This is a genomic window from Mucilaginibacter endophyticus, from assembly GCF_003351025.1.
GTDB classification, from domain to species: Bacteria; Bacteroidota; Bacteroidia; order Sphingobacteriales; family Sphingobacteriaceae; genus Mucilaginibacter; species Mucilaginibacter endophyticus.
Map to the genome: position 1 here is coordinate 922,962 of NZ_QPCG01000002.1, position 26,902 is coordinate 949,863.

The 26,902-nt window shown below is 42.2% G+C and carries 22 protein-coding genes and 1 other RNA gene; 18 read left to right on the plus strand and 5 right to left on the minus strand.

What is annotated here, in order from left to right; translation table 11 throughout:
• Nucleotides 1–2 precede the first annotated feature (2 nt).
• From DUL71_RS11305 to dinB, 3 genes are all read right to left on the minus strand, one after another.
• Nucleotides 3–1,046, minus strand: a complete 1,044-nt coding sequence (locus DUL71_RS11305) for a sensor histidine kinase (RefSeq protein ID WP_114938175.1) — start codon at nt 1,044–1,046, stop codon at nt 3–5.
• Nucleotides 1,047–1,064: 18 nt separating this feature from the next.
• Entirely contained in the window at nt 1,065–2,279 is a 1,215-nt protein-coding gene (locus DUL71_RS11310) for an acyltransferase family protein (RefSeq protein ID WP_114938543.1), read from the minus strand.
• 462 nt (nt 2,280–2,741) lie between these two features.
• On the minus strand, nt 2,742–3,926 hold the full coding sequence (dinB, locus tag DUL71_RS11315) for a DNA polymerase IV (protein WP_114938176.1): 1,185 nt from the start codon (nt 3,924–3,926) through the stop codon (nt 2,742–2,744).
• 75 nt (nt 3,927–4,001) lie between these two features.
• On the opposite strand from dinB, the gene DUL71_RS11320 reads away from it, so the two are divergent.
• From DUL71_RS11320 to DUL71_RS11375, 12 genes are all read left to right on the plus strand, one after another.
• The gene (locus tag DUL71_RS11320; protein ID WP_114938177.1) at nt 4,002–4,622 is read left to right on the plus strand and encodes a 2'-5' RNA ligase family protein; all 621 of its coding nucleotides are present in this window, start codon (nt 4,002–4,004) and stop codon (nt 4,620–4,622) included.
• A gap of 12 nt (nt 4,623–4,634) precedes the next feature.
• On the plus strand, nt 4,635–5,264 hold the full coding sequence (locus DUL71_RS11325) for a 2'-5' RNA ligase family protein (RefSeq protein WP_114938178.1): 630 nt from the start codon (nt 4,635–4,637) through the stop codon (nt 5,262–5,264).
• Between the two features lie 44 nt (nt 5,265–5,308).
• An RNA gene (gene ffs / locus DUL71_RS11330) (signal recognition particle sRNA small type) lies at nt 5,309–5,407 on the plus strand.
• A gap of 85 nt (nt 5,408–5,492) precedes the next feature.
• The gene (locus DUL71_RS11335; protein WP_114938179.1) at nt 5,493–6,449 is read left to right on the plus strand and encodes a YpdA family putative bacillithiol disulfide reductase; all 957 of its coding nucleotides are present in this window, start codon (nt 5,493–5,495) and stop codon (nt 6,447–6,449) included.
• A 434-nt stretch (nt 6,450–6,883) separates the two neighbouring features.
• Nucleotides 6,884–7,528 carry a GNAT family N-acetyltransferase gene (locus DUL71_RS11340; RefSeq protein ID WP_112571573.1) on the plus strand — a complete coding sequence of 215 codons (645 nt, stop codon included), beginning with the start codon at nt 6,884–6,886 and terminating at the stop codon, nt 7,526–7,528.
• A gap of 49 nt (nt 7,529–7,577) precedes the next feature.
• Nucleotides 7,578–7,940 (plus strand): four helix bundle protein, encoded by a 363-nt coding sequence (locus DUL71_RS11345; protein ID WP_114938180.1) that lies wholly within the window; start codon nt 7,578–7,580, stop codon nt 7,938–7,940.
• Nucleotides 7,941–7,998: 58 nt separating this feature from the next.
• Complete coding sequence (gene argG / locus DUL71_RS11350; RefSeq protein WP_114938181.1) at nt 7,999–9,192, plus strand: argininosuccinate synthase; 1,194 nt, start codon at nt 7,999–8,001, stop codon at nt 9,190–9,192.
• Nucleotides 9,176–9,538, plus strand: a complete 363-nt coding sequence (locus tag DUL71_RS11355; RefSeq protein WP_114938182.1) for a cupin domain-containing protein — start codon at nt 9,176–9,178, stop codon at nt 9,536–9,538. Before argG ends, DUL71_RS11355 begins: the two co-directional genes overlap by 17 nt.
• Nucleotides 9,516–10,514, plus strand: a complete 999-nt coding sequence (gene argC / locus DUL71_RS11360) for an N-acetyl-gamma-glutamyl-phosphate reductase (RefSeq protein WP_114938183.1) — start codon at nt 9,516–9,518, stop codon at nt 10,512–10,514. Before DUL71_RS11355 ends, argC begins: the two co-directional genes overlap by 23 nt.
• Nucleotides 10,515–10,580: 66 nt before the next feature.
• A complete protein-coding gene (locus tag DUL71_RS11365) occupies nt 10,581–11,708 on the plus strand; it encodes an aspartate aminotransferase family protein (protein ID WP_114938184.1) in 1,128 nt (375 codons plus the stop codon).
• A gap of 21 nt (nt 11,709–11,729) precedes the next feature.
• The gene (locus DUL71_RS11370; RefSeq protein WP_114938185.1) at nt 11,730–12,677 is read left to right on the plus strand and encodes an N-acetylornithine carbamoyltransferase; all 948 of its coding nucleotides are present in this window, start codon (nt 11,730–11,732) and stop codon (nt 12,675–12,677) included.
• An 81-nt stretch (nt 12,678–12,758) separates the two neighbouring features.
• A complete protein-coding gene (locus tag DUL71_RS11375) occupies nt 12,759–13,367 on the plus strand; it encodes an FMN-binding negative transcriptional regulator (RefSeq protein ID WP_114938186.1) in 609 nt (202 codons plus the stop codon).
• Between the two features lie 136 nt (nt 13,368–13,503).
• On the opposite strand, the gene DUL71_RS11380 is transcribed toward DUL71_RS11375, so the two are convergent.
• Complete coding sequence (locus DUL71_RS11380; protein WP_114938187.1) at nt 13,504–14,751, minus strand: cation:proton antiporter; 1,248 nt, start codon at nt 14,749–14,751, stop codon at nt 13,504–13,506.
• 42 nt (nt 14,752–14,793) lie between these two features.
• Entirely contained in the window at nt 14,794–16,092 is a 1,299-nt protein-coding gene (locus DUL71_RS11385; RefSeq protein WP_114938188.1) for an NAD(P)/FAD-dependent oxidoreductase, read from the minus strand.
• A gap of 204 nt (nt 16,093–16,296) precedes the next feature.
• On the opposite strand from DUL71_RS11385, the gene argB reads away from it, so the two are divergent.
• From argB to DUL71_RS11415, 6 genes are all read left to right on the plus strand, one after another.
• Complete coding sequence (gene argB / locus DUL71_RS11390) at nt 16,297–17,142, plus strand: acetylglutamate kinase (protein WP_114938189.1); 846 nt, start codon at nt 16,297–16,299, stop codon at nt 17,140–17,142.
• A complete protein-coding gene (proC, locus tag DUL71_RS11395; protein WP_112571595.1) occupies nt 17,139–17,957 on the plus strand; it encodes a pyrroline-5-carboxylate reductase in 819 nt (272 codons plus the stop codon). Before argB ends, proC begins: the two co-directional genes overlap by 4 nt.
• Before the next feature lie 197 nt (nt 17,958–18,154).
• A complete protein-coding gene (locus DUL71_RS11400) occupies nt 18,155–19,531 on the plus strand; it encodes an aspartate kinase (RefSeq protein WP_114938190.1) in 1,377 nt (458 codons plus the stop codon).
• Nucleotides 19,532–19,631: 100 nt separating this feature from the next.
• On the plus strand, nt 19,632–20,972 hold the full coding sequence (locus tag DUL71_RS11405) for an SWIM zinc finger family protein (protein WP_114938191.1): 1,341 nt from the start codon (nt 19,632–19,634) through the stop codon (nt 20,970–20,972).
• Nucleotides 20,973–20,984: 12 nt separating this feature from the next.
• Complete coding sequence (locus tag DUL71_RS11410; RefSeq protein WP_114938192.1) at nt 20,985–23,906, plus strand: DUF6493 family protein; 2,922 nt, start codon at nt 20,985–20,987, stop codon at nt 23,904–23,906.
• A gap of 117 nt (nt 23,907–24,023) precedes the next feature.
• Nucleotides 24,024–26,834: a S9 family peptidase gene (locus tag DUL71_RS11415; protein ID WP_114938193.1), complete on the plus strand. Its 2,811-nt coding sequence runs from the start codon at nt 24,024–24,026 to the stop codon at nt 26,832–26,834.
• Nucleotides 26,835–26,902 lie beyond the last annotated feature (68 nt).

The following is a 26,902-nucleotide window of genomic DNA, read 5'->3' on the forward strand; positions in this document are numbered from 1 at the left end:
ATTTATATATTCAATTCAAGTACTGCGGTATAATGATCGCTCTCAAGACCGGCAATAAGTTGATGCTTGCCCGGATAAAGTAATTGTAATCTCCGGCTCAGGTTTTCTAAACCAATGCCGCTGTAATTATCCGGCGCTTTCATATTTGCCGGTGTATCGTTGTATACTTTAAATACAAATTTACCCTCGATAATACTTCCATCAATGGTTATTTTGTATGCTCCGCCGATGTATTTAAAGGCGTTTTCAACCAGTGGCAACAAAAGCAGCGGGTAGATCAACTGATCGTTCAGGCGCTCGTCAAAATGAACATTCAGCTGCATCCTGCTGCTCGCCCGGATCTGTTGCAGCCTAATATAATTTTCGAGGTACTCCAGTTCCTGTTTTACAGTTACCTGTTGTTGTTGATCATAAAGCTGATAACGCAACAAACTTGACAGTAGTTCTGTACTTTTTTTTGCACCGGGCACATCTTCATCCATCTGAAAATAAATGGTATTTAAAGCGTTAAACAAAAAATGAGGATGATATTGCGCCTTTAAAAATTTCAGTTCGGTTTCCAGCTGATCATTTGTCAATTTTTCCAGTTGCATCTTGTTATTTACGTAGGCCTTCAGCCAGGTGCTGCTACGCGCAACGCCGTAATAAATAATAGCGTACAAAGTAGGTATCATATTAATATCGGCCACATCCGCCCAGGGCATTAGCTCATCGATACCCTGGGTTACGTGCAGGGCCATATCCATCGGAACAAATACTACGTTTACCAATATTAGGTTTGCACCTACTAAGATGATCAATTCCCGTACAACGTCCCGGTAAGATAATGGCGCGCCCCAATGACTGTCATAGTACCTAAAAAGCCATTCAAAAAGATAGATTGCCAGATAGCCCACCAATATCGAACAAGCCATTTCAATGCCATTGACATAGAAATCCCTTTTCCAAAAATGCTGGCCAAGGTCTGTATCATGTAACAGCCTGATGGTAAAATATACCAATAAGCCATACAATGCCGGAAAAATGTATTTCCTGAAAAATTTCATATCAGCAAATTACAAATTTCAAACAGAAAGGACAGGTTGAGGCTTAAGTTCAGTTACCATATTACCGGACAACGCTTCCGGTTTATCTTTTGGCTTCATGCCAAACAAAAAGCGGGTTAAATTATAAGGCCTTATCAGTAAATGATAAATAAGCACAGTTACAAAAAAGGTAATACCTACTGTATAAATGTATTTAGACAGAATGCTTTCGTTTTGAACTTGTACAATATAATAAGCCACTAAAACGATAACGGTTTGGTGCAATATATAAAAGGGATATACCGCCTGGTTTAAATAACCGAGCACTTTATGACTGCGGTTAAAATAATGCTTCCCGTAACCAACCAAAGCAAGTACCCAGCCCCAGGCAATAATTGGTCTTAAAGCGGTAAAAGCATAGGAGAATGCAATATTTTGAAAAGGCCAGTTGGCATGCAATGGTTCAACGCCGTTCCAGCGCATTACTTCCCATGTCATCAGACTTAAAAAGCCAATAGTTAAGGCAAAACGACGGTTGCGTTCAAGACTATCCATCAGTTTGGGCTGCAGGATACAGATAAAACCCGCCAGCAGAAAAAACAACCAGTAAACAAAGTAACTGCCATCATGTATCAGGTCGTTTGTTTCAGGTAAGTCCCAACTGGTAAAAGTAAACCAGAGGATTCCGGGTAGCATCAATAAATAAACCCATTTTCCGGTAGCCAAAACAGACAGCTTTTGTTTAAAGCCATCACTTTTTGGCGAGATCATCCAGGCGAACAGCGGCGCGAATATCAGATCATAAATAAAAAGATAAGCGATAAACCAAAGGTGGTGCCAACTAAAATTTCCTTTGGGATAAGGCTGAAAACTAAATGTACTTGGATAAAAATCTAGGAATGATCCCTTGTAGCCATTGGCTAAGCGTTCCATGTAGATCTGCGGCGGCACAATGATGAACATGCCCACCAAAAGCGGAATAAAAAGCCGGCGGAAGCGCAAGCCGATAAAACTGAGTGTAGAACGCCGCTGCATCATGTAGTAACTCACGGTACCTGAAATAAAAAAGAGCAGCGGCATGCGAAAAAGGTGCAAAAAATGATTTGATTCCATCATCAGGTTGCTGGTTTCGTGGTTTTTAATATGCCAGCCATCTTCAGCAACAAAAGGCATTGCCGAATGAAAAAATAACACCCCCAATATTGACAGGATCCTCAACCAATCGAGGTAAGTTTGACGTTGCGTGGTTTCCATAATTTCTTCTTTTTTATCAAAAGAAACCATCCCGCTCCACCCGGTAAAATTACTTTGACCAACGGTAAAAAACCTTTGACCATTGGTTGAAAACCCCACCCAACCCTCCCCTTGGGGAGGGCTTAAGAAAAAATTCGATTACCTAATTCCCGCTGTCATTTCGACGAACACGCGAGGGACAGTGCGATAGCGTGAGGAGAAATCTTATACGCTATACTCAGCGGCTTGCTTGGCGTATAAGATTTCTCTTTCGCCCCTACGCTAAAGCTCCACCAGCTCATTCGAAATGACAAGTTTTTTTGCCCTCTCCAAGAGACACTGAGCAGACAAAAACATTTCCCACGGCGGTCAGAGGCCGCTCGATAGTTGCCACTCGGCTGGAGCCGAGCGGCGGCTGAGGATTTTAGTTTTTATAAACACACATGTATCAGCGTAATCAACGCAATCAAAAATAATCAACGGTCAGCCCCGCATAAACGGATTAAAATTCCTTGTGCCAATTTCCATCCCTGCGGCACGGCAGACGGTTTTATCCCCAAATTTAAAATTGATCTGATCCATGGCCTGGTAAAGTTTAATGCGTTCTTCGTTATCTTCAAACAGGTTGATCTGATAGCTGCCGGTACAGAGATCGCTTAAGCGCACACCTATCAACCTGATTGGCCGATGCTGGTCCCAGGCCATTTTCAGCAAATTCTTAACGCCGGGGATCAGGATATGCTCTGCCGCAGTAAGTGCTATTTTCTGTTGCTGCGTGTGCGTTTCAAAATTACCATAACGTAACTTGATAGCCAGACATGATGAAAGCTTATTCTCCCGCCGCAATTTGGAAGACAGCTCTTCGGTCATGGATACCAGCGTAGTTTCAAGTGTACGGGGATCAGATACATTGGTATGAAAAGTATGTTCTGTGCTAATGGATTTCCTATCGGAATGAGATACGATTTCGCTATGATCTATACCATTGGCTTTTTCCCAAAGCGAATGACCGTACTTGCCGAAAATTGTTTCCAAAAAACGGATATTGGTACGCTGCAGATCGCCGATTTTCTCAATGCCGTACTGATATAACTTATTCCGGGTGCTCTCGCCCAGGCCAGGTATTTTTCCAATGTTTAGCGGAGCCAGAAACTTCATTTCATCTCCATGTTTTACAAACATTTGTCCGTTGGGCTTAGCCTGGTTTGTAGCCATTTTAGCTATGGTTTTGCCCGATGCCATGCCGAAAGAGATGGGCAAGCCAGTTTCTTTAATGATCTTCTGTCTCAGCTTCGTAGCTTCGTAGTAGCAGTCAAAAAAACGATCCATGCCGGTATAATCGATATAAAACTCATCAACCGATGTTTTTTGATATAAAGGAACGGTATCATGAATGATCTGTGTAACCTCGCGTGAAGCTTCTCCATAGCGCCCGTGCGAACCCCTAATGAGGATGGCATGCGGACACAGCTTAAGAGCCTGCTTAGTTGGCATAGCCGAATGCACTCCAAAAGCCCTCGCCTCATAACTGCATGAAGCCACTACTCCCCTTTCGGGCGAACCTCCAATAATCACTGGTTTGCCAATCAATTCCGGATGAAACTTCCGCTCCACCGAAACGAAGAACGAATCAAGGTCGATATGAACGATATAACGTTTAGCTTCCACACAACAAAAATGAAAATAAATTTGATATTTTGCTAATTTTTTTAGCAATTTTGAATTAAAGAAATTGTTAGCCAGATGACTATATATGAAGACTACCTGATGTTATTGTCGCCGCCCGAAACGGTGAAGCATGAGATTGCACGCTACAAAAAAGCATCGGCAAGGCTTATCGGCAATTATAAAAGTATGGATTCGCCGGCTCATATATCTATCCAGCATTTGGAAAGACAAAAGCCTTTTATGGCCGATAAAAACCTGGAGTTGATGGAGCAGGCACTCAATATTTTGCCACCAGTATTGTTGCACCTGGATGGGTTTTATCATTTCACCCACCTGCACAACCGCATGACTATTTATGCCAGCATCCGTGCTACACCTGCTACAGATGAATGGTTTAACACATTAAAGAAGAAGCTGCGCATCAAAAAGAATATCATCCCACACATAACTGTAGTGCGTGATATCCCCGAAAAGGATTTTGATGCACTTTGGCCTCATTTCAGGCATAAAAAGCTGCTTGAGCCATTTTGGGTAAAAGAGCTTACCATATTAAAACGCGATACGCTTGATGCCTTTGCCAAATGGGATAGGTTTAAAGTGTTCGAATTTAAAAACATGACCGGCCCGGGTTATACCCGTGATGAACTGGAACTGCTCAAAGCCAGCGATCCTGATCAAATCAATTTGTTCAATTAAAATTTAATAATCATGGACTACGCATTTTATCATTTTATCCTTCCGATACCAGATCATGTCGATTTCATGATCCGTAAATTAAAAAGCGAATCAAAGCGCCTTATTGGCAACTACCCAAGCATGCATGCCAGGGCGCATATCACCATAAATAATTATCCGCGCAAACCGTTGGATGTAGACGTTCAGGGTTTCTCTTTCCTGAGCCGGAAACTTGGCCTGCTGCCATCCGTTGTTTTTGAGATAGACGGGTTTGATTGTTTCAATGAAGGTAACAATTACAATAAAACCATTTTTGCAAAGCTCAAACTGTCGGAACAAAACCAATATTGGCTTAAATTACTCAAGGATATAGTTGGTGATAGCAGTACTATACCTCATATCACCGTGGCAAGGGCTATAACGCCAGAACAATTTGAAAGGCTTTGGCCCTATTTTCAAAAGAGAGAAATGAAGGTAAAATTTGTTGTCGACCGGCTTACTATTTTGAAAAATTTACTGTTGGATATCGATCAGCATGCCAAAACTTACCGAGAGTTTGAGTTTCGGGGTGGCGAAAATGAGCTAACAAGGCTTGATAATCTTGCTTCAACAAGGCAATTTAAAAATTATCCCTCTATAAATCAACAGATAAGCCTTTTTTAACATTTTCTTAATCATAAATGCTACCTTTTTCTATATTTGCGCCGGGGTAAGTCTTTTACGGCCAGCTCCTCTTGAACTCCCCCAGGGTGGGAACACAGCAAGGGTAGAGAGTTGAGCGGCGCGATAAAAGTAGCTTACCCTTTTTTTATTTTCTTATTTTTGCCGCACTGGCAAAATGCCAGAACCTGCACCGGTTCATGATTTCTTTAATTTCTTAACTGTACATAAATGCTCGATATACTCATTATTGGCGGTGGTCCTATTGGTTTGGCTTGCGGACTTGCGGCACAAAAATCCGGTTTAAGTTTTGTTATCATTGAAAAGGGTACTCTTGTAAACTCATTGTACAACTACCCTTCAACCATGACTTTTTTTTCCACCTCAGAGAAACTGGAAATTGGCGGGGTGCCTTTTGTTACCACCCATACCAAACCTAACCGCGCCGATGCACTGGAATATTACCGCCGGGTAGCCTTGTCCAACAATTTACCTATTCATCTTTTCGAGGAAGTTACCGGGGTAAAACCCGAAGATGGCCATTATATGATCACCACAAAAAAGGACATCTATCGTGCAAAAAAAGTGATCTTATCAACCGGATTTTATGATATAGCAGTTAACCTTGATATCCCCGGCGAAGATCTGCCCAAAGTAAAACACTACTACCAGGATCCACATTATTACACCCTGCAAAAAGTAGTGGTTGTGGGCTCAAGCAATTCGGCCATCGACGTCGCGCTCGAAACTTACCGTAAAGGAGCCGATGTTACGCTGGTGATACGCGATAGCGAAGTAAGCCACAGGGTTAAATATTGGGTAAGGCCCGATATCATTAACCGCATAAAAGAAGGCAGCATCAAAGCTTATTTTAATTCTAATTTGGAAGCCGTTCGTGAAACCGAGGTAGATATCAAAACTCCCGATGGACTCATTACTATACCCAATGATTTTGTAATGGCGATGACGGGCTACAAACCCAATTTTGAGTTTTTGAAAAAGCTTGGGATCATCCTTTCTGAGGATAAATTTATCCCTCAGTACAACCCCGAAACCATGGAAACAAATATGCCGGGATTATACCTTGCCGGAGTGGTTTGCGGCGGTCTGGATACCCACCTTTGGTTCATTGAAAACTCACGCATCCACGCGGATATGATTATCACGGATATTATGGCTGGGAGGTGAATGGTTGATTAAGTTGATTGAGTGAATAGTTATTGCTGTAAATCTGTAAGTTATCACAATAAACCAACCACTCACTCAATCAACTTAATCAACCACTCACCCAACCTGAAATAATGACATTTTTTTCTTGGATAAATAAAATTTTATAGCCTATTTTGCAGCGAAATTAAAAACACAGTAATTCAATAAAAAAATGAATATACCAAGCTTAAATAAGCCCGCTACAAGAGCAAGTTTTGCTCCGGTTGCTGCTGCCTTGGGTTCAACTGTTTTTTTAAACTGCCCTCTCCGACGAAGGACCTACATGCCGCGGGCTTGAATTAATTTCTCCTCTGCCCACACAAAAAGAGTTTTTTAAACTTCTTTTTAAGAAAACCATCTAATTATTTAAGGCTTTAAAAAGCCGATTAATTTCACGGTAATTATCTATTTAAATGACAATACAAGATTTTGATATTCAGGTTGCTACTGCACAGCACGTAGACTATGCTACCATGATATGCGATGAAATGGCCGAATCGGCCAAAGCTCGCGGAACCGGTATAGCTACACGCTCGCCCGAATATGTTGCTAATAAAATGCTGGAAGGCAAAGCTGTTATAGCTCTTCATAAAGATGGCACCTGGGCCGGTTTCTGCTATATTGAAACCTGGAGCCATGGCGACTTTGTTGCCAACTCAGGTCTTATAGTTAATCCACAATTTCGTAAAGCGGGATTGGCTAAAGCTATTAAACACCGCATTTTCCAGTTATCGCGTACCAAATATCCTGATGCCAAAATATTCGGCTTAACAACAGGTTTAGCGGTAATGAAGATCAACTCGGAACTTGGCTATGAACCGGTAACCTACTCTGAACTTACCCAGGACGAAAACTTTTGGGCGGGCTGCAAAAGCTGCGTCAACTTTGACATTTTAACAAGTAAAGGCCGCAAAAACTGCATGTGCACCGCCATGCTTTTTGATCCAGCCGAAAAACAAAAGGAATACGAAGAAAAGATGCAACGGATCACCCATAAGGCAACATTGCTTGAGCGCATTGAGAACGCGATAAAGAAACGTATAAAACACGATGTTTAGGGTTTAGGTGAAAGGTCAAAGGCGAAAGGTTAAAGGTAGCTGCATCATAATGAGAGATTATAAAAAACTTGATGTTTGGAAAAAGGCACACTTGCTCACAAAGCAAGTATATGCTGAAATATTGCCCATAATGCCCCGTGAAGAACAATTTGCCTTAACCAATCAACTACGTCGGTCCACTTATTCTATCCCTTTGAATATAGTTGAGGGATGTGGTAAAAATACTGATAAAGATTTCACCCATTACCTGGATAACGCGTTGGGGTCTGCACACGAAGTAGAATATACTGTTTATCTGATTTATGATCTGGGATTTATTCCAACTGAAATCTACGAAAAAACAAACACCTCGATTAACGAAGTAAAAGCGATGTTAATTGGGTTTATTAAATTTTTGAGAAGCGATAATTAATATAAAACGTACAAGGCGAAACCTTTTACCTTTAACCTTTCGCCTTTAACCTTAAAAAATGAAAAAAGTAGTATTAGCTTATAGCGGAGGTTTAGATACCTCATTTTGCTGTATTTATTTAACACAGGATCTTGGTTATGAGGTTCATTCGGTTATTGTAAATACCGGCGGTTTTAGCGAGGAAGAGTTAAAAGGCGTTGAAGAACGTGCCTATAAAATGGGCGTTACTTCGCACCATGTGGTTGATGAAACCGAAAACTTCTATAATACCTGTGTACGCTTTTTAATTTACGGTAACGTATTAAAAAATAACACCTACCCGCTATCAGTAAGTGCCGAACGTGTAAGCCAGGCTACGGCTATCGCTAACTATGCTAAAGAAATTGGTGCCGAATTTGTTGCCCACGGCAGTACCGGTGCCGGTAACGATCAGGTGCGTTTTGACATGATCTTCAATATCCTTGTTCCGGAAGTAAAGATCATCACCCCTATCCGTGACCTGAAACTGAGCCGCGAAGAAGAGATCGAATACCTGAAAAAACATGGTGTTGACATGAACTTCGAAAAAGCCAAATACTCTATCAATAAAGGTATCTGGGGTACATCAGTTGGTGGTAAAGAAACTTTAACATCAAACCTTGGCCTACCGGAAGAAGCATGGCCTACACAGGTAACTGCATCTGAAGTAAAAGACCTTGTGCTTACTTTTGAAAAAGGTGAGTTAGTAGCCATAGGTGATGAAAAATATGATCACCCAACCAAAGCTATCCAGGCATTGCAAGCCATCGCACAGCCTTACGGCATCGGTCGCGATATTCACGTTGGCGATACTATCATTGGTATTAAAGGTCGTGTAGGCTTTGAAGCCGCTGCTCCAATGGTCATCATTAAAGCTCACCATACATTGGAGAAACACGTATTGACCAAATGGCAGCTTACATGGAAAGATCAGTTATCATCTTTTTACGGTAACTGGCTGCATGAAGGTCAGTTCCATGACCCTATCATGCGCAACATGGAAGCTTTTTTAACTGATACACAGAAAAATGTTACCGGAAAAGTATTTGTTCAGCTACACCCATATCGCTTCCAGGTAATTGGTATCGAATCACCTTATGATTTGATGTCGAACAAATTTGGCAGCTACGGTGAAATGAACAATGCATGGAGTGGCGAAGACGTTAAAGGTTTCTCAAAAATATTTGGCAACCAGGTAATGATCTACCACAAGGTTAATGGCCAAAATGATTAATACAGCGTTTTCAAAAAGTGAATGCTTAAAGCATTATAACTGGGGCGACGATTGTCACGGATGGACCTTCATTGATACCGAAGCTTTGTCCGTTAAACAGGAGTTAATGCCACCAGATACTGCCGAGCAATTGCATTATCACGAGAAAGCTACACAGGTATTTTTCATTTTAAAAGGACGTGCTACATTTTCGATAGACGGCGAGGTTACTGTGTTGAAGCCAGAACAGGGCATCGAGATCCATCCGGGTCAAAAGCATTTTATCAGCAATAACGACCGGAGCGATCTTGAGTTTATTTTATATTCATATCCATCTACAAACAATGACAGAATTGAAATCAAATAAGGTGCGTGTGGGCATAGTTGGCGGAGCGGGATACACCGGGGGCGAAATGCTTAGGATCCTGATAAACCATCCTAACGTGGAGATAGCTTTTGTTCACAGCAACAGCAACGCGGGTAACTATGTTTACGAGGTACATACCGACCTGTTTGGCGATACCGATCTGAAATTTGCCGCCGAACTTTCTATCGATATTGATGTACTTTTTCTTTGTGTTGGCCATGGTGATGCCAAAAAGTTTCTGGAAGCAAACGCAATTCCCAATTCGGTTAAGATCATTGACTTGAGCCAGGATTTCAGGCTCGATCAAAACTCAACTTTAAATGGCAAGAACTTTGTTTATGGCTTACCTGAATTAAACCGTGAGGCCATTAAAACGGCTGCTAATATTGCTAATCCAGGTTGCTTTGCTACCTGTTTGCAATTGGGTCTGCTTCCATTGGCTTCAAAAGGTTTGTTGAATAACGAAGTGCACGTTACTGCTACCACAGGCTCTACAGGTGCAGGTCAAAGCTTATCGCCTACCTCGCACTTTACCTGGCGTAACGATAACCTTTCTGTTTACAAAGCATTCAGTCACCAGCATTTGAATGAGATTGGTCAGTCGTTAAGGCAGTTACAAGCCGGCTTTGATAAGGCCATCAATTTTATACCTTACCGTGGCGATTTTACCCGCGGCATTATCGCTTCAATTTACACTGAAAGTGATTTAAGCGAAGAAGAGGCTTTAGCACTTTACCAAAGCTATTACGATGGTCATCCGTTTACGCATGTAACTAACCGCAGTATCGATTTAAAGCAGATTGTAAATACAAACAAATGCTTTATCCAGGTAAAAAAACACGATAACAAAATATTCATTATCAGCATAATGGATAACTTACTTAAAGGCGCATCAGGCCAGGCAGTACAGAACATGAACTTATTGTTCGGGCTGGACGAGCGCGCAGGCTTACGACTTAAGGCGATCGGCTTTTAAAAGAGCTGCTCGCCTAATTTTGAAAGTGTTGTTATTAATTAAGTTTACCATTTTATCCCTACAACAATGAAATTGTTCGATGTATACCCTATAAATAATATAAATATCACTCGTGGCCAGGGCAGCCTGGTTTACGATGCTCAGGATACCGAGTATTTAGATATGTACGGCGGTCATGCTGTGATCTCGATTGGTCATACCCACCCTCATTATGTAAAAAGATTAGAAGATCAATTACATAAGCTTGGCTTTTACTCTAACTCTATCGAGATTCCGATTCAGAAAGAATTAGCCGAAAAGTTAGGTAAGGTTTCAGGCAAGGAAGATTACCAATTATTCCTGTGTAATTCTGGCGCTGAAGCAAATGAGAATGCTTTAAAACTGGCTTCCTTTTATAATGGTAAAAAGAAAGTTATCGCTTTCAGCAAATCATTTCATGGTCGTACCTCGTTAGCTGTTGCTGTAACTGATAACCCTAAGATCGTTGCCCCTATCAATGAAACTGAGAATGTGATCTTTTTGCCATGGGCGGATGAAGCCGCTTTGGAAGACGCATTCAAAAACAACGAAATTTCTTCGGTAATTATTGAAGGTATCCAGGGTGTTGGTGGTATTCAGGTAGCACCTGAAGGCTTCCTGCAAAAAATCCGCTCATTGTGCGATCAATACAATGCCGTTTTCATTGCCGATTCGGTACAGTGCGGTTACGGTCGTACAGGTAAATTCTTCTCACATGATTTTGCCGGTGTAGATGCCGATATCTACAGTATGGCTAAAGGCATGGGTAATGGTTTTCCTGTTGGAGGTATCATTATTTCGCCAAAAATACAGCCTGCTTACGGCATGTTAGGTACTACTTTTGGAGGCAATCACCTGGCTTGCGCCGCAGGTTTAGCTGTTCTTGAAACCATTGAACAAGATAACCTGTTGCAAAATGCTGCTGAAGTTGGTGGTTACTTAATAAAAGAGCTTAATAAACTGGAGCAGGTTAAAGAAGTTCGTGGTCGCGGTTTGATGATTGGTATCGAATTACCAGAGGAATTAGCCCATGCCCGTAAAGAACTGTTAAACAAGCACCACATATTTACCGGCGAAGCCAAACCAAATGTGATCAGGTTGTTACCTGCGTTAAACTTAACTAAGGCCCATGCCGATAGGTTCCTGGAAGCTTTTGTAAATGTATTGAATCAATAATCTGCTATAATATTCAAACCAATGAAATTATTTTCTTCTGTTAATGACGTAGCTGACGTTAACGCACTTGTAAAAGAGGCATTGGCGCTTAAGCAGGATCCCTTTGCCCACCAGCAACTTGGTAAAAATAAAACGCTTGCTTTAGTGTTTTTAAACCCGAGTTTGCGTACCCGTATGAGTACACAGAAAGCAGCTATGAACCTTGGCATGAATGTAATGGTGCTTAATATTGATAAAGAAGGTTGGGCATTGGAGTTGCGCGATGGAGTGATCATGGACGGTACCACCGTTGAGCATATCCGCGAGGCAGCGGGCGTAATGGGTCAATATGCTGATATTATTGGTGTACGTTCGTTCCCCGGCTTGAGGAATCGTGAGGAAGATTATAGCGAGATGATTTTCAATAAGTTTGTGGAGTTTTGCAAGGTGCCGGTTGTGAGCCTGGAATCGGCAACCCGTCACCCGCTGCAAAGCCTGGCCGATTTAATTACCATTGAAGAGCTAAAGAAAACAGCACGTCCTAAAGTGGTATTAACCTGGGCACCACATATTAAACCATTACCGCAAGCTGTTCCGAACTCGTTTTCGGAATGGATGTGCAAGGCCGATGTTGATTTTACCATTGTACAGCCTAAAGGCTACGAACTTTGTACTGATTTTACGCAAGGTGCAAACATCAGCTATAATCAGGACGAGGCTTTAGCCGGGGCAGATTTCATCTACGTAAAAAACTGGTCGGCTTATGAGCCTTATGGTAACATATTGGGCAAACATGAAGAATGGATGCTTACCAACAAAAAGCTGGAGCAAACCAACAATGCCAAAGTAATGCATTGTTTACCGGTACGCCGTAACCTGGAGCTTTCTGACGAAATATTAGACGGACCAAGCTCAATTGTGGTACACGAAGCCGGCAATCGCGTCTGGGCGGCCCAGGCTGTGCTAAAACAGATGCTGGAAAGTTTGTAAATAAAGTACTTTTATATAAGCACGAGTCAGACTGCGTCAGTCTTGACTCGTGCTTCTTCCCTTCTTTAATCTTTTCTCCAGATGTACACTCCTAAACATTTTCAGTTAACAGATGAGCAGGAAGCCATCAACTTTATGCAGCGCTATAGTTTTGCTACTATAGTTACGGCTACCGATAATGTTCCCTTTGCAACCCATATCCCCTTTTTGGTAAGCAAACGCGATAACAAAATTGTACTGTCATCTCATTTCGCTAAAGCTAATCCTCAGGCAAATGAAATTATTGGGAATGATATTTTGGTAATATTTACCGAGCCTCATGCTTACATATCGCCCAAGCATTACGAAAAGGAAACCAACGTACCCACCTGGAATTACATTGCGGTGCATGCCTATGGCAAAGCCAATATTTTGCCTGAAGGTGAACAAACGGCTGATCTGTTAGTCCAAATGATCAGTAACTATGAGGCTGATTATCTAACCCAATGGAATAACCTGCCCGACGAGTACAAGCAACGGATGATGAAAGGTATTGTAGCTTTTGAAATCATCGTTAATGACTTGCAGGGCAAACAAAAGTTGAGTCAAAACCGCACCGAGGTAGAACGCGAAAATATCACCAAAGCATTAAGTAACAGCGAAGATACGGTCGAAGCAGAGATTGGCAAATATATGTCGCGCTTAAAATAATTGACTACCGCGGGTTTAGCGCAGCGTAACCCGTGGGGTATATCATTTAAGTTTCCAACTTAAATGATGAAGTTGAAAACTTCAAAAATCGTTTACCACGGGTTATGCTTCGCTAAACCCGCGGCAGAATGTTATCTTATCCTTCCACCTTTCTTGACGCCCGGTTAATCATAGCATTGAGCGTTAATCCCTGTACTATTACCGAGAATATCACAATAAAATAACTTCCCGATAAAATCAGGTGCCGATAAGGCGTATTAGGCAGCGACAAAGCCAAAGCTATAGAAATCCCCCCGCGCAAACCCGCCCAAGTCATGATATTGACATTGCTATAATTTACCTTAAGGGTTTGCTTTAAAAATGTGAGCGGTAACGCGATACTAAGCCAACGCGCCATCAATACTGTAACAATAGAAATACTACCGGTAACCCAATAATTATTCACAAAGGGTAGGTTAACCAGCTGCAAGCCAATCATCACAAATAAAATAGTGTTCAGGATCTCATCAACCAATTTCCAGAATTTTTCGAGCGCCTCGTGCGATTTTTCTTTATTATCCTGGTTAATGGATTGCCCTCCTGCAAATAATCCGGCAACAACAACAGATAGTGGAAGTGAAAAACCAAGTAATACAGCTAATACCGACAGGCCCATCACCAGTGCCAACGAGATCAATACAATGGTCTGAAAATCTTTAACGGCGTGCATCAACCGGTGAGCTAAATAACCTAAAATAGCTCCGGCTACTACCCCGCCGATAATTTCCTTTACGATTAGTACCGTCACTTTGGCCAGCTCAATTTTCTCTTCGCCTACACGGGCTATTTCCAGGATAATTACAAACAGAATAAGCCCTATACCATCATTAAACAGGGATTCGCCCGAAATGATAGTTTCTAAATTGGCTGGTAATTTGGAGTTCCGGATAATGGCCGACACCGCAACTGGGTCTGTAGGTGAGATCAAAGCGCCGAATAAAAGGCAATAAATCAGCGGCATGTGGATATGAAAAACCGGAGCCACATAAAACAATAGGAACCCAAACACCGCCGTGGAAATAATCACCCCTAATGTACTCAACACAAATACCGGTCGCATTTCTTTCTTAAGTTTCCGGCCATCAAGGTTAAATGAACTTGAAAAAAGCAGGAAACCAAGCAGGATGTTTAGCACCGCTTTTGAAAAATTGATACTTTTTGCCAGCGTACCAAGATAATCGGCCATTGATGAATCTACCTTATCGACGATAAGTATGGTTATTGATGCGATAGTTGCCAATAGTACAATGCCTATTGTACCCGGCAACTTAATAAAACGCGCGTTTAGGTACGAGAAAACCGCACTAACAATAACCAGTAAAGCAATTACAACAAACAGATCCATAAATACTTACAAGTAAGGATTTAAAAGAACTATTGTTTGTAACTATCTTGATTCAGGATCGGTCATCCGGGTTTCATTGTCAAAAAAGCGCACAATCAGTCGGTTATCGCTGTTTTTGGTGAAATAGTTGATGGCCCAGCTAAAAAATATAATCCCTTTATTGGTAAAGCCTGCAAGTGACATGATGTGCACAAAGCCCCATACCAGCCATGCAAAAAATCCCTGGAAATGAATTTTCCCTAAATCAGCTACAGCCTTATTCCGGCCAATGGTTGCCAGCGAACCTTTATCGCGATATTTGAAAGGCTTCAGCGGCTGACGCTCAAACATGCGGTAAACATTTTCTCCAAGGTTTTGCCCCTGCTGAATAGCTACCGGTGCCACACCTGGATGTCCGTTTGGATATTCATCACTGATCATAGCGGCAACATCGCCTATGGCATAAATATTTTCGTAGCCCTTTACCTTGTTAAACTCGTCAACCAGGATCCGGTTACCCCGCGCTATATTATCAGCAGAAATCCCCTCCGGCACCTCGCCCTTTACCCCTGCAGCCCAAAGTACGTTACGGGTCAAAAGCGATGTACCATTATCTATCTTGAGTTCGTAGCCATTATAACTTTGCACATGCGCGCTATTGTAAATGGTTACGTCCATATCTTCTAAAAACTTTTTAGCTTTTGCCCTTGCACCAGCCGAAAAAGAAGCGAGCAATTCGGCTTTGCCTTCAACAAGATAAACCCTCATGCTGTGTTTGCGTAAGCCATGATAGTCCTTCATGAGTATCAACTCACGCATTTCAGCAAGTGCTCCAGATAATTCCACACCGGTTGGGCCTCCGCCAACAACCACAAAAGTCATCAAGGCAGCTTTTTCTTCGGGATCTTTAGATACCAGCGATGTTTCGAGGTTTTGCAGTATCAGGCTCCTTAAGTTTAAAGCCTCCGGGATATTCTTCATCGGCATTGCAAAATGTTCTATCTCTTTGTTGCCGAAAAAGTTGGTATTTGAGCCTGTTGCAATAGCCAGGTAATCGTAATAAATAGTACCGATATCGGTATCGAGTGTATTACTTTCGGGATTGATCTTCTTTACCTCGGCCAGCGCAAAGCGGAAATTATTTTGCCTGGTAAAAATCCGCCTTAAAGGGAAACCGATTGAGTCTGCAGCTATGGAGCCTCCTGCAACCTGGTACAATAAGGGCTGGAAGGTGTGATAATTGTGCTTGTCGATCATCAGCACATCAACAGGCGCGTTTTTTAATTTCTTAGCTAATTGTATCCCTCCAAATCCTCCCCCAATAATTGCCACCCGTGGCCTGGTATTCTTTTTTTGCTCCATAGATAGATATAAGCAAGGATGATGCCTTAAAGTTTTCCAATAATACTAAATCTTTCATAATCAAATTGTAAACTTAAACCGTAAATTCAATCATTCATTTTTAAATCACTTTTTGAAAAAACACACTATATTTTCGTAATTTTAACAACTTTCTGCTCAAAAAAGTGGAAATTTGGCACTAAAAGAGTTATATTAACAGCTGTAATGAATAAAATTGATACAGATCATATCAAAACGGATAAATTATCACCAAATAAGAGCCTTTATATAATCAAAATTGGTGGAAACGTCATCGATAACTCCGAAAACCTGTATCATTTTTTAAAGGACTTTGAAGCCCTTGATGGCCTTAAGATCCTGGTACATGGAGGTGGAAAAGTGGCCACGCAAATGGCCGAAGATTTAGGTATCGAATCTAAAATGGTTGATGGCAGACGCATCACCGATATTGAAACGTTAAGGGTGGTTACCATGGTTTATGGCGGCCTCATCAATAAAAACATAGTGGCGCAACTGCAACGCTTTGGCAACAATGCCATAGGCTTAACCGGCGCCGATGGTAACTTTATTAAAGCAGTTAAACGACCGGTAAAAACAATAGACTATGGCTTTGTGGGCGATATTGTTAAAGACTCTATCAATCCCGAAAACATTAGCCGTTTGATGGAAGCAGGCTTTACCCCTGTTTTTTGTGCCATAACCCACGATGGTGAAGGGCAATTGCTAAACACCAATGCTGATACCATTGCTTCGGCCCTGGCGGTATCGTTATCGGGATTGTATGACACCACATTAATATACTGTTTTGAGAAAAAGGGTGTGTTAAAAGATATTAATGACGAAGAATCGTTGATACGGGAAATTAACCCTCAGCATTATGAGGAATTAAAAGTGGAAAAGATAATACATAGCGGAATGCTGCCTAAACTTGATAATGCTTTTACCGCGATTGATTGCGGTGTAAAGGCGGTAATTATCGGCAAATCAGATGATCTTGGTCAATTGAAGGATAACAAACCATTTGGAACACGTTTAACTAAAAACGCATGAACTCACAACAGCACATTTCAATATTAGGCTCCGGTAATATAGGCCTGTCATTAGCCAAAGGTTTAGTTAAATCGGGGATTTGTAAACCCCAGCAAATATCGTTGACCCGCCGTAACGTAGCCGCACTGTCTCAATATGCCGACCAGGGATACCTTGTGTCAGATAACAACCTGCGTGCCGTGCGCAAAGCTGATATTATTGTATTGGCTGTATTACCGCAGCAACTCAATAAGCTGTTAGATGAAATCAAGCCATCGTTAAAACCGGATAAACAATTATTGATATCTGTTATCTCTGGCGTTAGCTGTGCCGATATTCGCCAGCATCTTGACCTTAACGTACAGATAGTCCGTGCTATGCCTAATACAGCCATTGCTATCGGCCATTCCATGACCTGTATCGCTACCGATACTGGTACAAACAAAAATATTAACCTGGCCAAATCGCTTTTTGATACAGTTGGTGTTACTATACAGATTAACGAGGAACTGATGACCTCTGCCACTGCACTTTGTGCTTGCGGCATTGCGTTTTTCTTAAGATCTATCCGTGCAGCGTCACAAGGAGGCACAGAGATTGGCTTCCATGCACATGATGCATTAAAAATGGCGGCACAAACCGCCAAAGGCGCTGCAGACTTGTTATTACAACTGGCATCACACCCTGAACAGGAAATTGACAAGGTAACTTCGCCAAGCGGCTGTACAATCGCGGGTCTGAATGAGATGGAACACCATGGCTTCAGCTCGGCTATGATCAAAGGGATCCGCCTGTCTGCCGAAAAAGCCGGCGACCTCTATAAAAAGGATAGTTAATTTAAGCGAAACGCTCAGGGCTAAAGGCCTTATAGCTTTTTAATCATTATATTTCGATCGTTTTGATAGAGCTTATCAAAATGAGTTATTTTAAAAAAAGCAGTTCAGATACAAGCTATTTACATTCAATTAATTATAAATAGCTACGACACTTTGGTATAGTTATGGTATTTGGCTGTTGATCTTTTCAATATAAAATGTTAACAGTAGAAAAAATTGGCGGTACATCTATGACCGCTTTGGGAGATGTGATCAAAAACATTATCCTGTTTGAACGCAGCGGTGACCAGCTTTACAACCGCATATTTGTAGTATCGGCATTTTCAGGAGTAACTAATCTCCTGCTCGAAAACAAAAAGACAGGCGCTCCGGGTGTATATCACAAGCTTGCCAACTACAAGGATTTCCATACACCGCTAAAACAACTTATTACCCGTTTAAAGCAGATCAATAAAACTTATGAAAGCCTTGGCCTCAATATAGCTGAAGCTGATAAGTATATTGAAACAAGAATTAAGGACGCACAAACTTACCTTGAAAACCTGGCCAACATACTGGCATCCGGCTACGTAGGGAAAGAAGGCATTTTACAGGCGGCCCGTGAAATCCTGGCTTCGATAGGTGAAAGTCATTCGGCTTTTAACTTTACCAATATCCTGCAAAACATGGGCATTAACGCAACGCTGGTTGACCTGAGCGGCTTTCATGACCATCGTGCGTTAACCATCGATCAGCGTATTAAAAAAGACCTTGCCCACATCGATTTTTCAAAAACCATCACCATTGTTACCGGCTACGCTAAAGGTACCGAAGGTATTATGCGCGAGTTTGACCGCGGATATTCTGAGGTTACTTTCAGCAAAATTGCCGTTGCTGTAGAACCACAGGAAGCTATCATTCATAAGGAGTACCACCTTTGTACTGCCGACCCTCAATTGGTTGGCGTTGAAAACTGTTTCCCGGTTGGTAACACCAACTATGACGTTGCCGATCAGCTGGCTGATGTAGGCATGGAAGCTATCCACCCTAAGGCTTCAAAACCGCTGGAAATAAACGACATCGACCTAAGGATCAAAAATACCTTCCAGCCGGAGCACCCGGGAACGTTGATTACCCGCGAATACATTTGCGATAAAAAACGTGTGGAAGTTATCACCGGCACCGAAAAAGTAGTAATGATTGATATTTACGACCCTTCGATGGTTGGCAACGTAGGTACCGATTTTCACATCATGCAGCTGTTTTACAAGTTTAGTGTCAGCTATAGCTTCAAGGCTACCAGCGCAAACAGCATTTCAATTGTGATATGGGAAAAAGACCTCAATAAAAAATTGATCAGTGAGCTGGAAGATAATTATGAAAAGGTAACCGTCGAAAAAATGGCGATGGTTTGCCTGATCGGTTCCAATATGGATCAGCCTGGTTTGCTGGCGAAAGCAGCTACAGCGCTTGCTCAAAAAGGCATCAATATCAAAAGCGGCGGCTTTGCATTAAGAATGGTAAACATCCAGTTTTTAGTAGCCCGAGAAGATTTTAACGAAGCTATCCGCGCTTTAAACAAAGCAATGTGCTAAGTTTTTAAGGCGGAAGAATAAAGGTAAAAGACGAAGGTTAGTTGCTATAGCAGCTAACCTTTATTTTTTTAATTTAGCGATTGCATCCTAAACTATCTCCATGTCCGATACCTTAACATACCAGTACAACCAGCTTTCGTCATTAAGCAAGGTAAACAACAGCGACGAGCTTTTTCTGGCGCAATACAGCGAAGTTCAGAAAAAAGATGCCTCATGCTTTTTCTGGGGTAAACTAACCGATCCTTATGTTGTTTCCCGCTGCCTCCTCACGCTATCAAACGTAGTTAAATCAAACTTTAGCTTATCTCCTTATGATTTGATGATGCTGAAAGACCCGATTGTAACAGCGGGCAATGAAAAGATCAGGTTTGAAGGTTTTTCCCATTGCGCGGGTGTTTATGCCCGGGTTGATGTATTAGGAGATGGACACGACGGAGAGTTTCTGGAAAACGGCACCACCAATGTTGATTTTAATCAACCGATGCTATCTGCGCTAAGTAGCGTCCGGAAAAATGAGGAGGTATTGCTATCCATAGGCAAGAAAGAAGTAGCATTGCACCGCGAGGAGGGCAAAGTGATTGAACGAAAGGTACCCTTGCCAACCAAGTGGATCAAGGGCTTAACCAGTGTGCAGGTGTTTTTATCAGAATCTGAACCGGCTTACAAATTCAACCGGCTGCAAGCCATACAATTATTTAAAAGTATCCCGGCAGGGAAACCCAAATCAGATTACTATTTATTGGTACGGGGCGGGAAGCCGGTATTTTCACCGGTGCAGGCGGGTAACGCTATAACTGTTGGCGGTGTTCATCGCTTAAAACTTATTGAACCGCTATTGCTTATTGCCGATCAGTTGCAGGTCTTCGTTCATAAAGATCAGCAATCAACCACATGGCAGGTTTACATTGGCCCGGTACGGTTCAGTTTATCCATATCAAGGGATAGTTGGCGCGGATTTTCGGGAGAGGGTGCCGCATTGGAATCGCTGGTAGAAGATGTGCCTCAAAACTGGATCGAATTGATGGACAGCTATAGCTATGCCAACCAGGAATTTAACCCTACCCTACTTGCCGTAAATGAAGGGCTCGACATAAAAAAGGTGGAGAACTTAACAGGCCGTCTCTCCGCCATAGGTTTATTAGGCTTCGATTTGGATGAGAACAATTTCTTTTACCGTCGTTTGCCGTTTAAAACCAGTCGCATCTTAACTTTAAACCCACGCTTAAAAGATGCCGAAAAGTTAATTACCGAAGGTAAAGTGCTCATCAAATCAAACACCGGCAACCGGGTAGAAGCCGAAGTGGAAGGAAGCGGCGTGCACCACATGGTATTATTAGAAAACGATGAGGAACGTTGTACCTGCATGTGGTTCAGTAAAAACCAGGGCGAGCGTGGTATTTGCAAACATATCCTGGCTGTAAAAAAATTATTGGCTAAATAAGTACATACGGCTATGAGCGACTTTGTAGAGCAATACGTAAAACTTTTAAAAAAAGAACGAGAGCAAGACCTTCTCCCCTTACTGCAATCATTGACCGACGCTGATAAAAAGAAATTTGTTCCCGAACTTAAGAAGCTCGATGCCGAACATTTTAAATTCGGGCCAATACGAAAAACAATAACCGGTGAAGAGTATGGATATCTTTCTACCGATCTTCAACGCCATATACTGAGCGTTACTCACTTTGTAGTTTATAATCGAAAAGATTTTGAGAAAGCAAACTCGGGTAGCGTGATCAAAAAGAAGGTACTTGATACTATATTATCCTGGTACTGCCCCACCTGGTTTAGTCACTATATCAACCGTTTTGGCGATACGGATTTTATCCCACATTTTATCGACTATACATGGTATATGGAATTGGTAGATGGTGGATATATTACAGAATCGGCACAGATGATTGCCCGGGTTTTACCGCGTGCTATTTTTAGTCCTCTTCAAACAGGAAAAAATTACGAACCGCAAGTACTTCTTGAACAGCCAGTCACTTTGCAAAAGCACATCTGGTACCTGTTTGAATATAGTAACGAGATTCATTGGTCTGATGGAAACGAGCAATTCTGGATAAAAACCATACTTGATTTTATTGGAAAGGGACTTTTACCGCGTAACGAAATATTAAACGCCACTGCCGCCGCCATTAACCGCAACTTTAATCAAAGCCTCTGTGGCTGGTTTGTAGACCTGCTTATTCAACTCGAACCTACAAAGTCAGAACTAATTGATTTACAGAACCATTTATTAAATACATTTAACTCACCACATTCCAAACTGATAAATACAGCATTAAAGTATTTTAAAGATATAGCCGGCGACGACGGATTTGATGAGATCGCATTTTTTGAGCACTGTCCATTGGTGCTCTCTTCCGAATCAAAAACAACGGTAACCAATACCTTGATGATTTTGGAAAAACTGGCCAAAAAACATGCGGACAAGCGAAACGAAATAAGCATAATTGCAAGCCAGGCACTCCTACACCAGGATGATAAATTGCAGGTACGTGCCGCGAAGCTTATTTCGAAATATGCCGATAGCTCTTCGTTAGAGGTATGGGAAGCGGTTTCCGCTTATCAGCAAGGTCTGTTGTTTGAGGCTAAAACTATCCTCGAACCTTTTCTGATGCCCGAGGAACCGGCTGATGATGAAGCCGCCAATTTCATTGAAATAGGTGAACCTGCAGACCGGAAGCCGATAGCTTTCCCGCAAAACTTTGATGAGCTTGTGTACCTGGCCAGCCAGGCTTTTGACCAAAATGAAGCTTATCATTTTGATCTTTTACCCGCGGCGCTGCTTCAATTTCAGGATCAAATGAGCGAAGAGAATATCCGGAAATTGTTGCCGGCCTTTCAACGGGCATTTAAAACCATTACTGATGATTGGGTGAGTACCAGGGGCTATCTGGATAATATGCTTGCCAAATTCCTCACAAGCTATGGTTTACTACTTATTGAATTTCATCCTGCAGCTGCACGCTCAATCAAAGAGCTTCACAACGCGCATCGTGATAAATTAAAAGAAAAGAACCGGGATACAAAGTGGTTTGACAGCGGAATTAAGGCATGGGACGTGTTTACCCATTCAAAGGGCTACAAACCACATAAGTATGTTTTGCTTAATGCTTTATGGATCCTGGAGCATAAAGTTCAAGTCCCCTTGCTCTCAACGCCAACCCATGAGCCTTGCCTCGTTTCAATTGAAGAATTAATCCGCAGGATCAGCATATATCAAAACCAAAAAACGAGGCCGGGAATAATGGATTACCAGGTAGCTGTAATGCGTTGTTTTTTTGATAAACATACTGATGCACTTTCACTTGCAAACGCGCTTTTGCAAGGAGAAGCACGGGACCTGATAGGATTTATATTAGGTGAAGAGCATCAGCCCAAACCTACATATCAGCTTAAACCAGTTTGGCTTGCCGCCGCGTTAACACACAAGCGCGATAATGTACAGCAATGGTTACAGTACAGCAAGTGGAATCAGGCATACCTTTTAGCCAACTTTTCATGGTCATCTCATATCGAGCATTACGAACAAGAACAATATAACTATCAAAAACGAGTGTATGAAAAGGTACCTGCTACCCGGAGCACCGTAACCGTGTCTATTGATAAAACAAGTGTAAGTCCAGCCATTTCTGGTATAAAAAGCTTGTGGGGTAAACTCACCGGCAATAAAACCCCGGTTGCAGATGACGAAGGTTATTTTGACTTTCTGGAATTGAAATACAAACACCTCTCTGCCGAACACAATGATATCAAACGATTGATATACCTAAATCCAAACTGGCCGGAGCATTGGTTTGCCTACATTAACAAAGAAGCATTTCGATATTTTGATTTAGCGGGAGAAAACGAAAAGAGACTGGTTATCAGCAGCCTCGAAACTTTGATGACCTTAAATTATGTATATGGTTTGATGGGCCATTTGTTTATCGCGACATGTATGCTGCTTAATGATAAAACCGTTCGGTTATATGCTGCCGAATTGTGGATAAAAGGAGTGCGTGAAAAAACCATAGATAGCCAACAGTTGGGAGAAATCATCGGTAAACACGAACAGAACGGGCTTGCTCCACTTAAGCGTTTTACAGACCTTATTCTTTCCGGCATGCTTCATATTTCATCCATCCATGATGCTGAGCTGGAAAAATTACTCACAGCGTGTATTGGTAACATGGCCGAAAAACCTTTAACCAATTCAAAAAAGCTGCTCGACATCTATGTAGAAGTATTGGCTGCAAATAAGCAATCGGTCAAAAATCCGGCGGTATTAAACACTTTAGATATATGGGCACAATCAGCCACCGGTTTAACGTCAGTTGTTGAGCGGCTTAAACAAGGTTTTTCAGGCAACAAAGAGATTATTTAGTAAACCTCCCAACGCATAATACCACATATAGCTATCCAACATCAATTGTAACTTTACCATAGTTAATTTCTTTTAACCATAAGTTTTAAGCATATTTAGGTTTGACATCTATCCTGTATGCGTAAACTTTTACTTTCAACCAGCCTGTTATTGGCTCTTGGGCTTCATGGTTTTGCCCAAAAGACAAGCAAAAAGCCCTTAGACCATAGTGTTTTTGATGGATGGCAAAGTATAGCTGGTCAGCGTATCAGTAATGATGGTAAATGGATAGGCTATGTAATAAAACCACAACAGGGAGATGCCGAGCTTATCATCAAAACAGCTAAAAATACGGGGACACTAACGATACCACGTGCTGACACAGTTAAACTAACCAGCGATTCGAAATTTGCCGTATGCCTGATCCGCCCATTTTACAAAGATACCAGGCAGGCCAAAATCAAGAAAAAAAAGCAGGCCGATTTCCCAAAAGATACCTTAGGCATAGTTGCGTTGGGATCTTCAGCTGTTACTAAAGTGCCGGCTATCCGTTCATTTAAAGTAGCGGAGGATGCACCCGTTATCGCGTATCTGGCAACAACCGACACACTCAAAAAGGCGACAACCGGCGATACATCAAAGAAAGCGATAGCAGCAACAGTAGCCCCACCTACCCATGAAGGTGCAGACCTTACGGTTAGAAAACTAAAAACAGGCACCGAACGCAGCTTTAAATATGTTACCGAATACCAGGTAAGCAAAAACGGTAAATGGATAGCTTTTGCCGTTACAGCACCGGCCAAACAAAAAGACATCATATCCGGCCTTTATCTATTCGATTCAGAAAAAAACACCGTTAAACGCCTGAGTACCGGCCGTGGCAATTACCATAACATCAGTATTGACGATGCCGATAGGCAAATAGCTTTTACTGCTGAAAAGAACCCGGAAAAGGCCTTAATAAAACCTTTCAAGCTTTATTATTATAACATAACAAAAGATAGCGCGGATGTTATTGCCGCCGCCGGGTCTGCGGGTATACCCAACAATTGGGCGGTAAGCGGCGATGGTAAGGTAAGTTTCAGTAAAAGTGGCAACAACCTTTTCTTTGGCACCGCTCCTATCCCTAAAACTGCCGATACAACCCTTGTTGATTTTGAAGTAGCCAAACTGGATATCTGGAACTATAAAGACGACTATCTGCAGCCTCAGCAGCTTAAAAACCTGCAAACTGAATTAAAACGAAGCTACCTGGCGATTATTAAACCCGAAGAAACTGGCAGCAAAACCGTTCAGTTAGGCAGTAAGGCCATTCCCGAAATACTAACCGCCGAAAACAAGGATGCCCGTTATGTTTTAGGCGTTACAGATACCGGTGCCCGTGTATCTGCGCAGTGGGAAGGCAGCACTAAACAGCAGGCTATTTTAATTGATACCAAAAGTGGTAACCATAGGCTTGTTAATACATCTATGGGCCGTTACTACATCTCGCCGCATGGCAATTATGTGCTTTGGTTTGATGTTAAAGATCAAGCCTGGTATTGCTATACCATCGCGACGGGGCAAAAAATAAACCTGAGCAAAGCGACCGGCACTAAAATGGGCGACGAGCTGAATGACGTGCCGGGCTACGCTTCGGCTTATGGTTTAGCAGGATGGTCGGCTGGTGACAAGGCTGTGTTCATTTATGACAGGTACGATATATGGCGTTTTGATCCGGCAAACGGCGATGCGTTTAACTTCACCAAAGGTATCGGTCGCAAAAACAAGCTCATCATCAGGTATGATCAAACCGATCCCGAGCAGAAATTTATCCCGCTAAAAGCACCGATGTGGCTTTTGACACAGAACGAAGAAACCAAGCAATGGGGGTATTTCTGGAAATACCCGGAGGCTAATAACCAGCCTGAAAAAGTTGGCATGGCCCCGATGAGTTATGATAACCTTCTGAAAGCAAAAAATGCCGAAGTATATATCTATACCAAGGCAAACTATAAGCAGTCGCCGGATCTTTACGTATCATCTGATCTGAAGAAGGAAATCAAACTAAGCAGCATCAACCCACAACAAAACGAGTACAACTGGGGTAGTGCCGAACTTGTTAAATGGACTACGCCAAAAGGCTATCAATCAAACGGAATATTATATAAACCTGAAGATTTTGATCCGACTAAAAAATACCCGATGGTGGTTTACTTTTACGAAAAACTTTCGGACGGGCTTTTCAATTATATAGCTCCGGCCCCTACGCCTTCCCGTTTGCCTATTTCCTTCTTTGTGAGCAATGGTTACCTGGTTTTCGCACCTGATATCAGCTATCAAACCGGGCACCCGGGTGCTTCGGCGGTTGATTTTATCAATTCGGGAGTTGAGACGTTGAAGAAGAACAGTTGGGTTGACGGAGCACATATTGGGATACAAGGCCAAAGCTGGGGCGGTTACCAGGTAGCTTATCTCATTACGCAAACCAATATGTATGCGGCTGCATGGGCAGGCGCGCCGGTAGCCAACATGACTTCGGCCTATGGAGGCATCAGGTGGGAATCTGGACTGAACAGGCAATTCCAATATGAAAGGTCACAAAGCCGCATAGGTGCAACCCTTTGGGAAAAGCCGGAATTGTATATCGAAAACTCGCCCCTGTTCCAGTTGCCTAAAGTAAAAACTCCGGTAATGATCATGAGTAACGATGCCGACGGGGCTGTGCCCTGGTACCAGGGTATCGAAATGTTTACAGCCCTGCGCCGTTTAGGTAAACCTGTTTGGCTGTTACAGTATAATGGCGAGGCCCACAACCTTGTTCTGCGCCAAAATAAAAAAGATATAACCATACGTGAGCAGCAATTTTTCGATCACTTTTTGAAAGGTGCCCCCATGCCGGTTTGGATGGATAAGGGAGTTCCCGCTGTAGACAAAGGGAAAGACTGGGGGTTGGAATTAAGTCAATAGTCTTGAGTCGTAAGTTCTGAGTCTTGAGTTCTCAGTTTCAAGTCAAAATCAAGCCTGGGACTTAACAC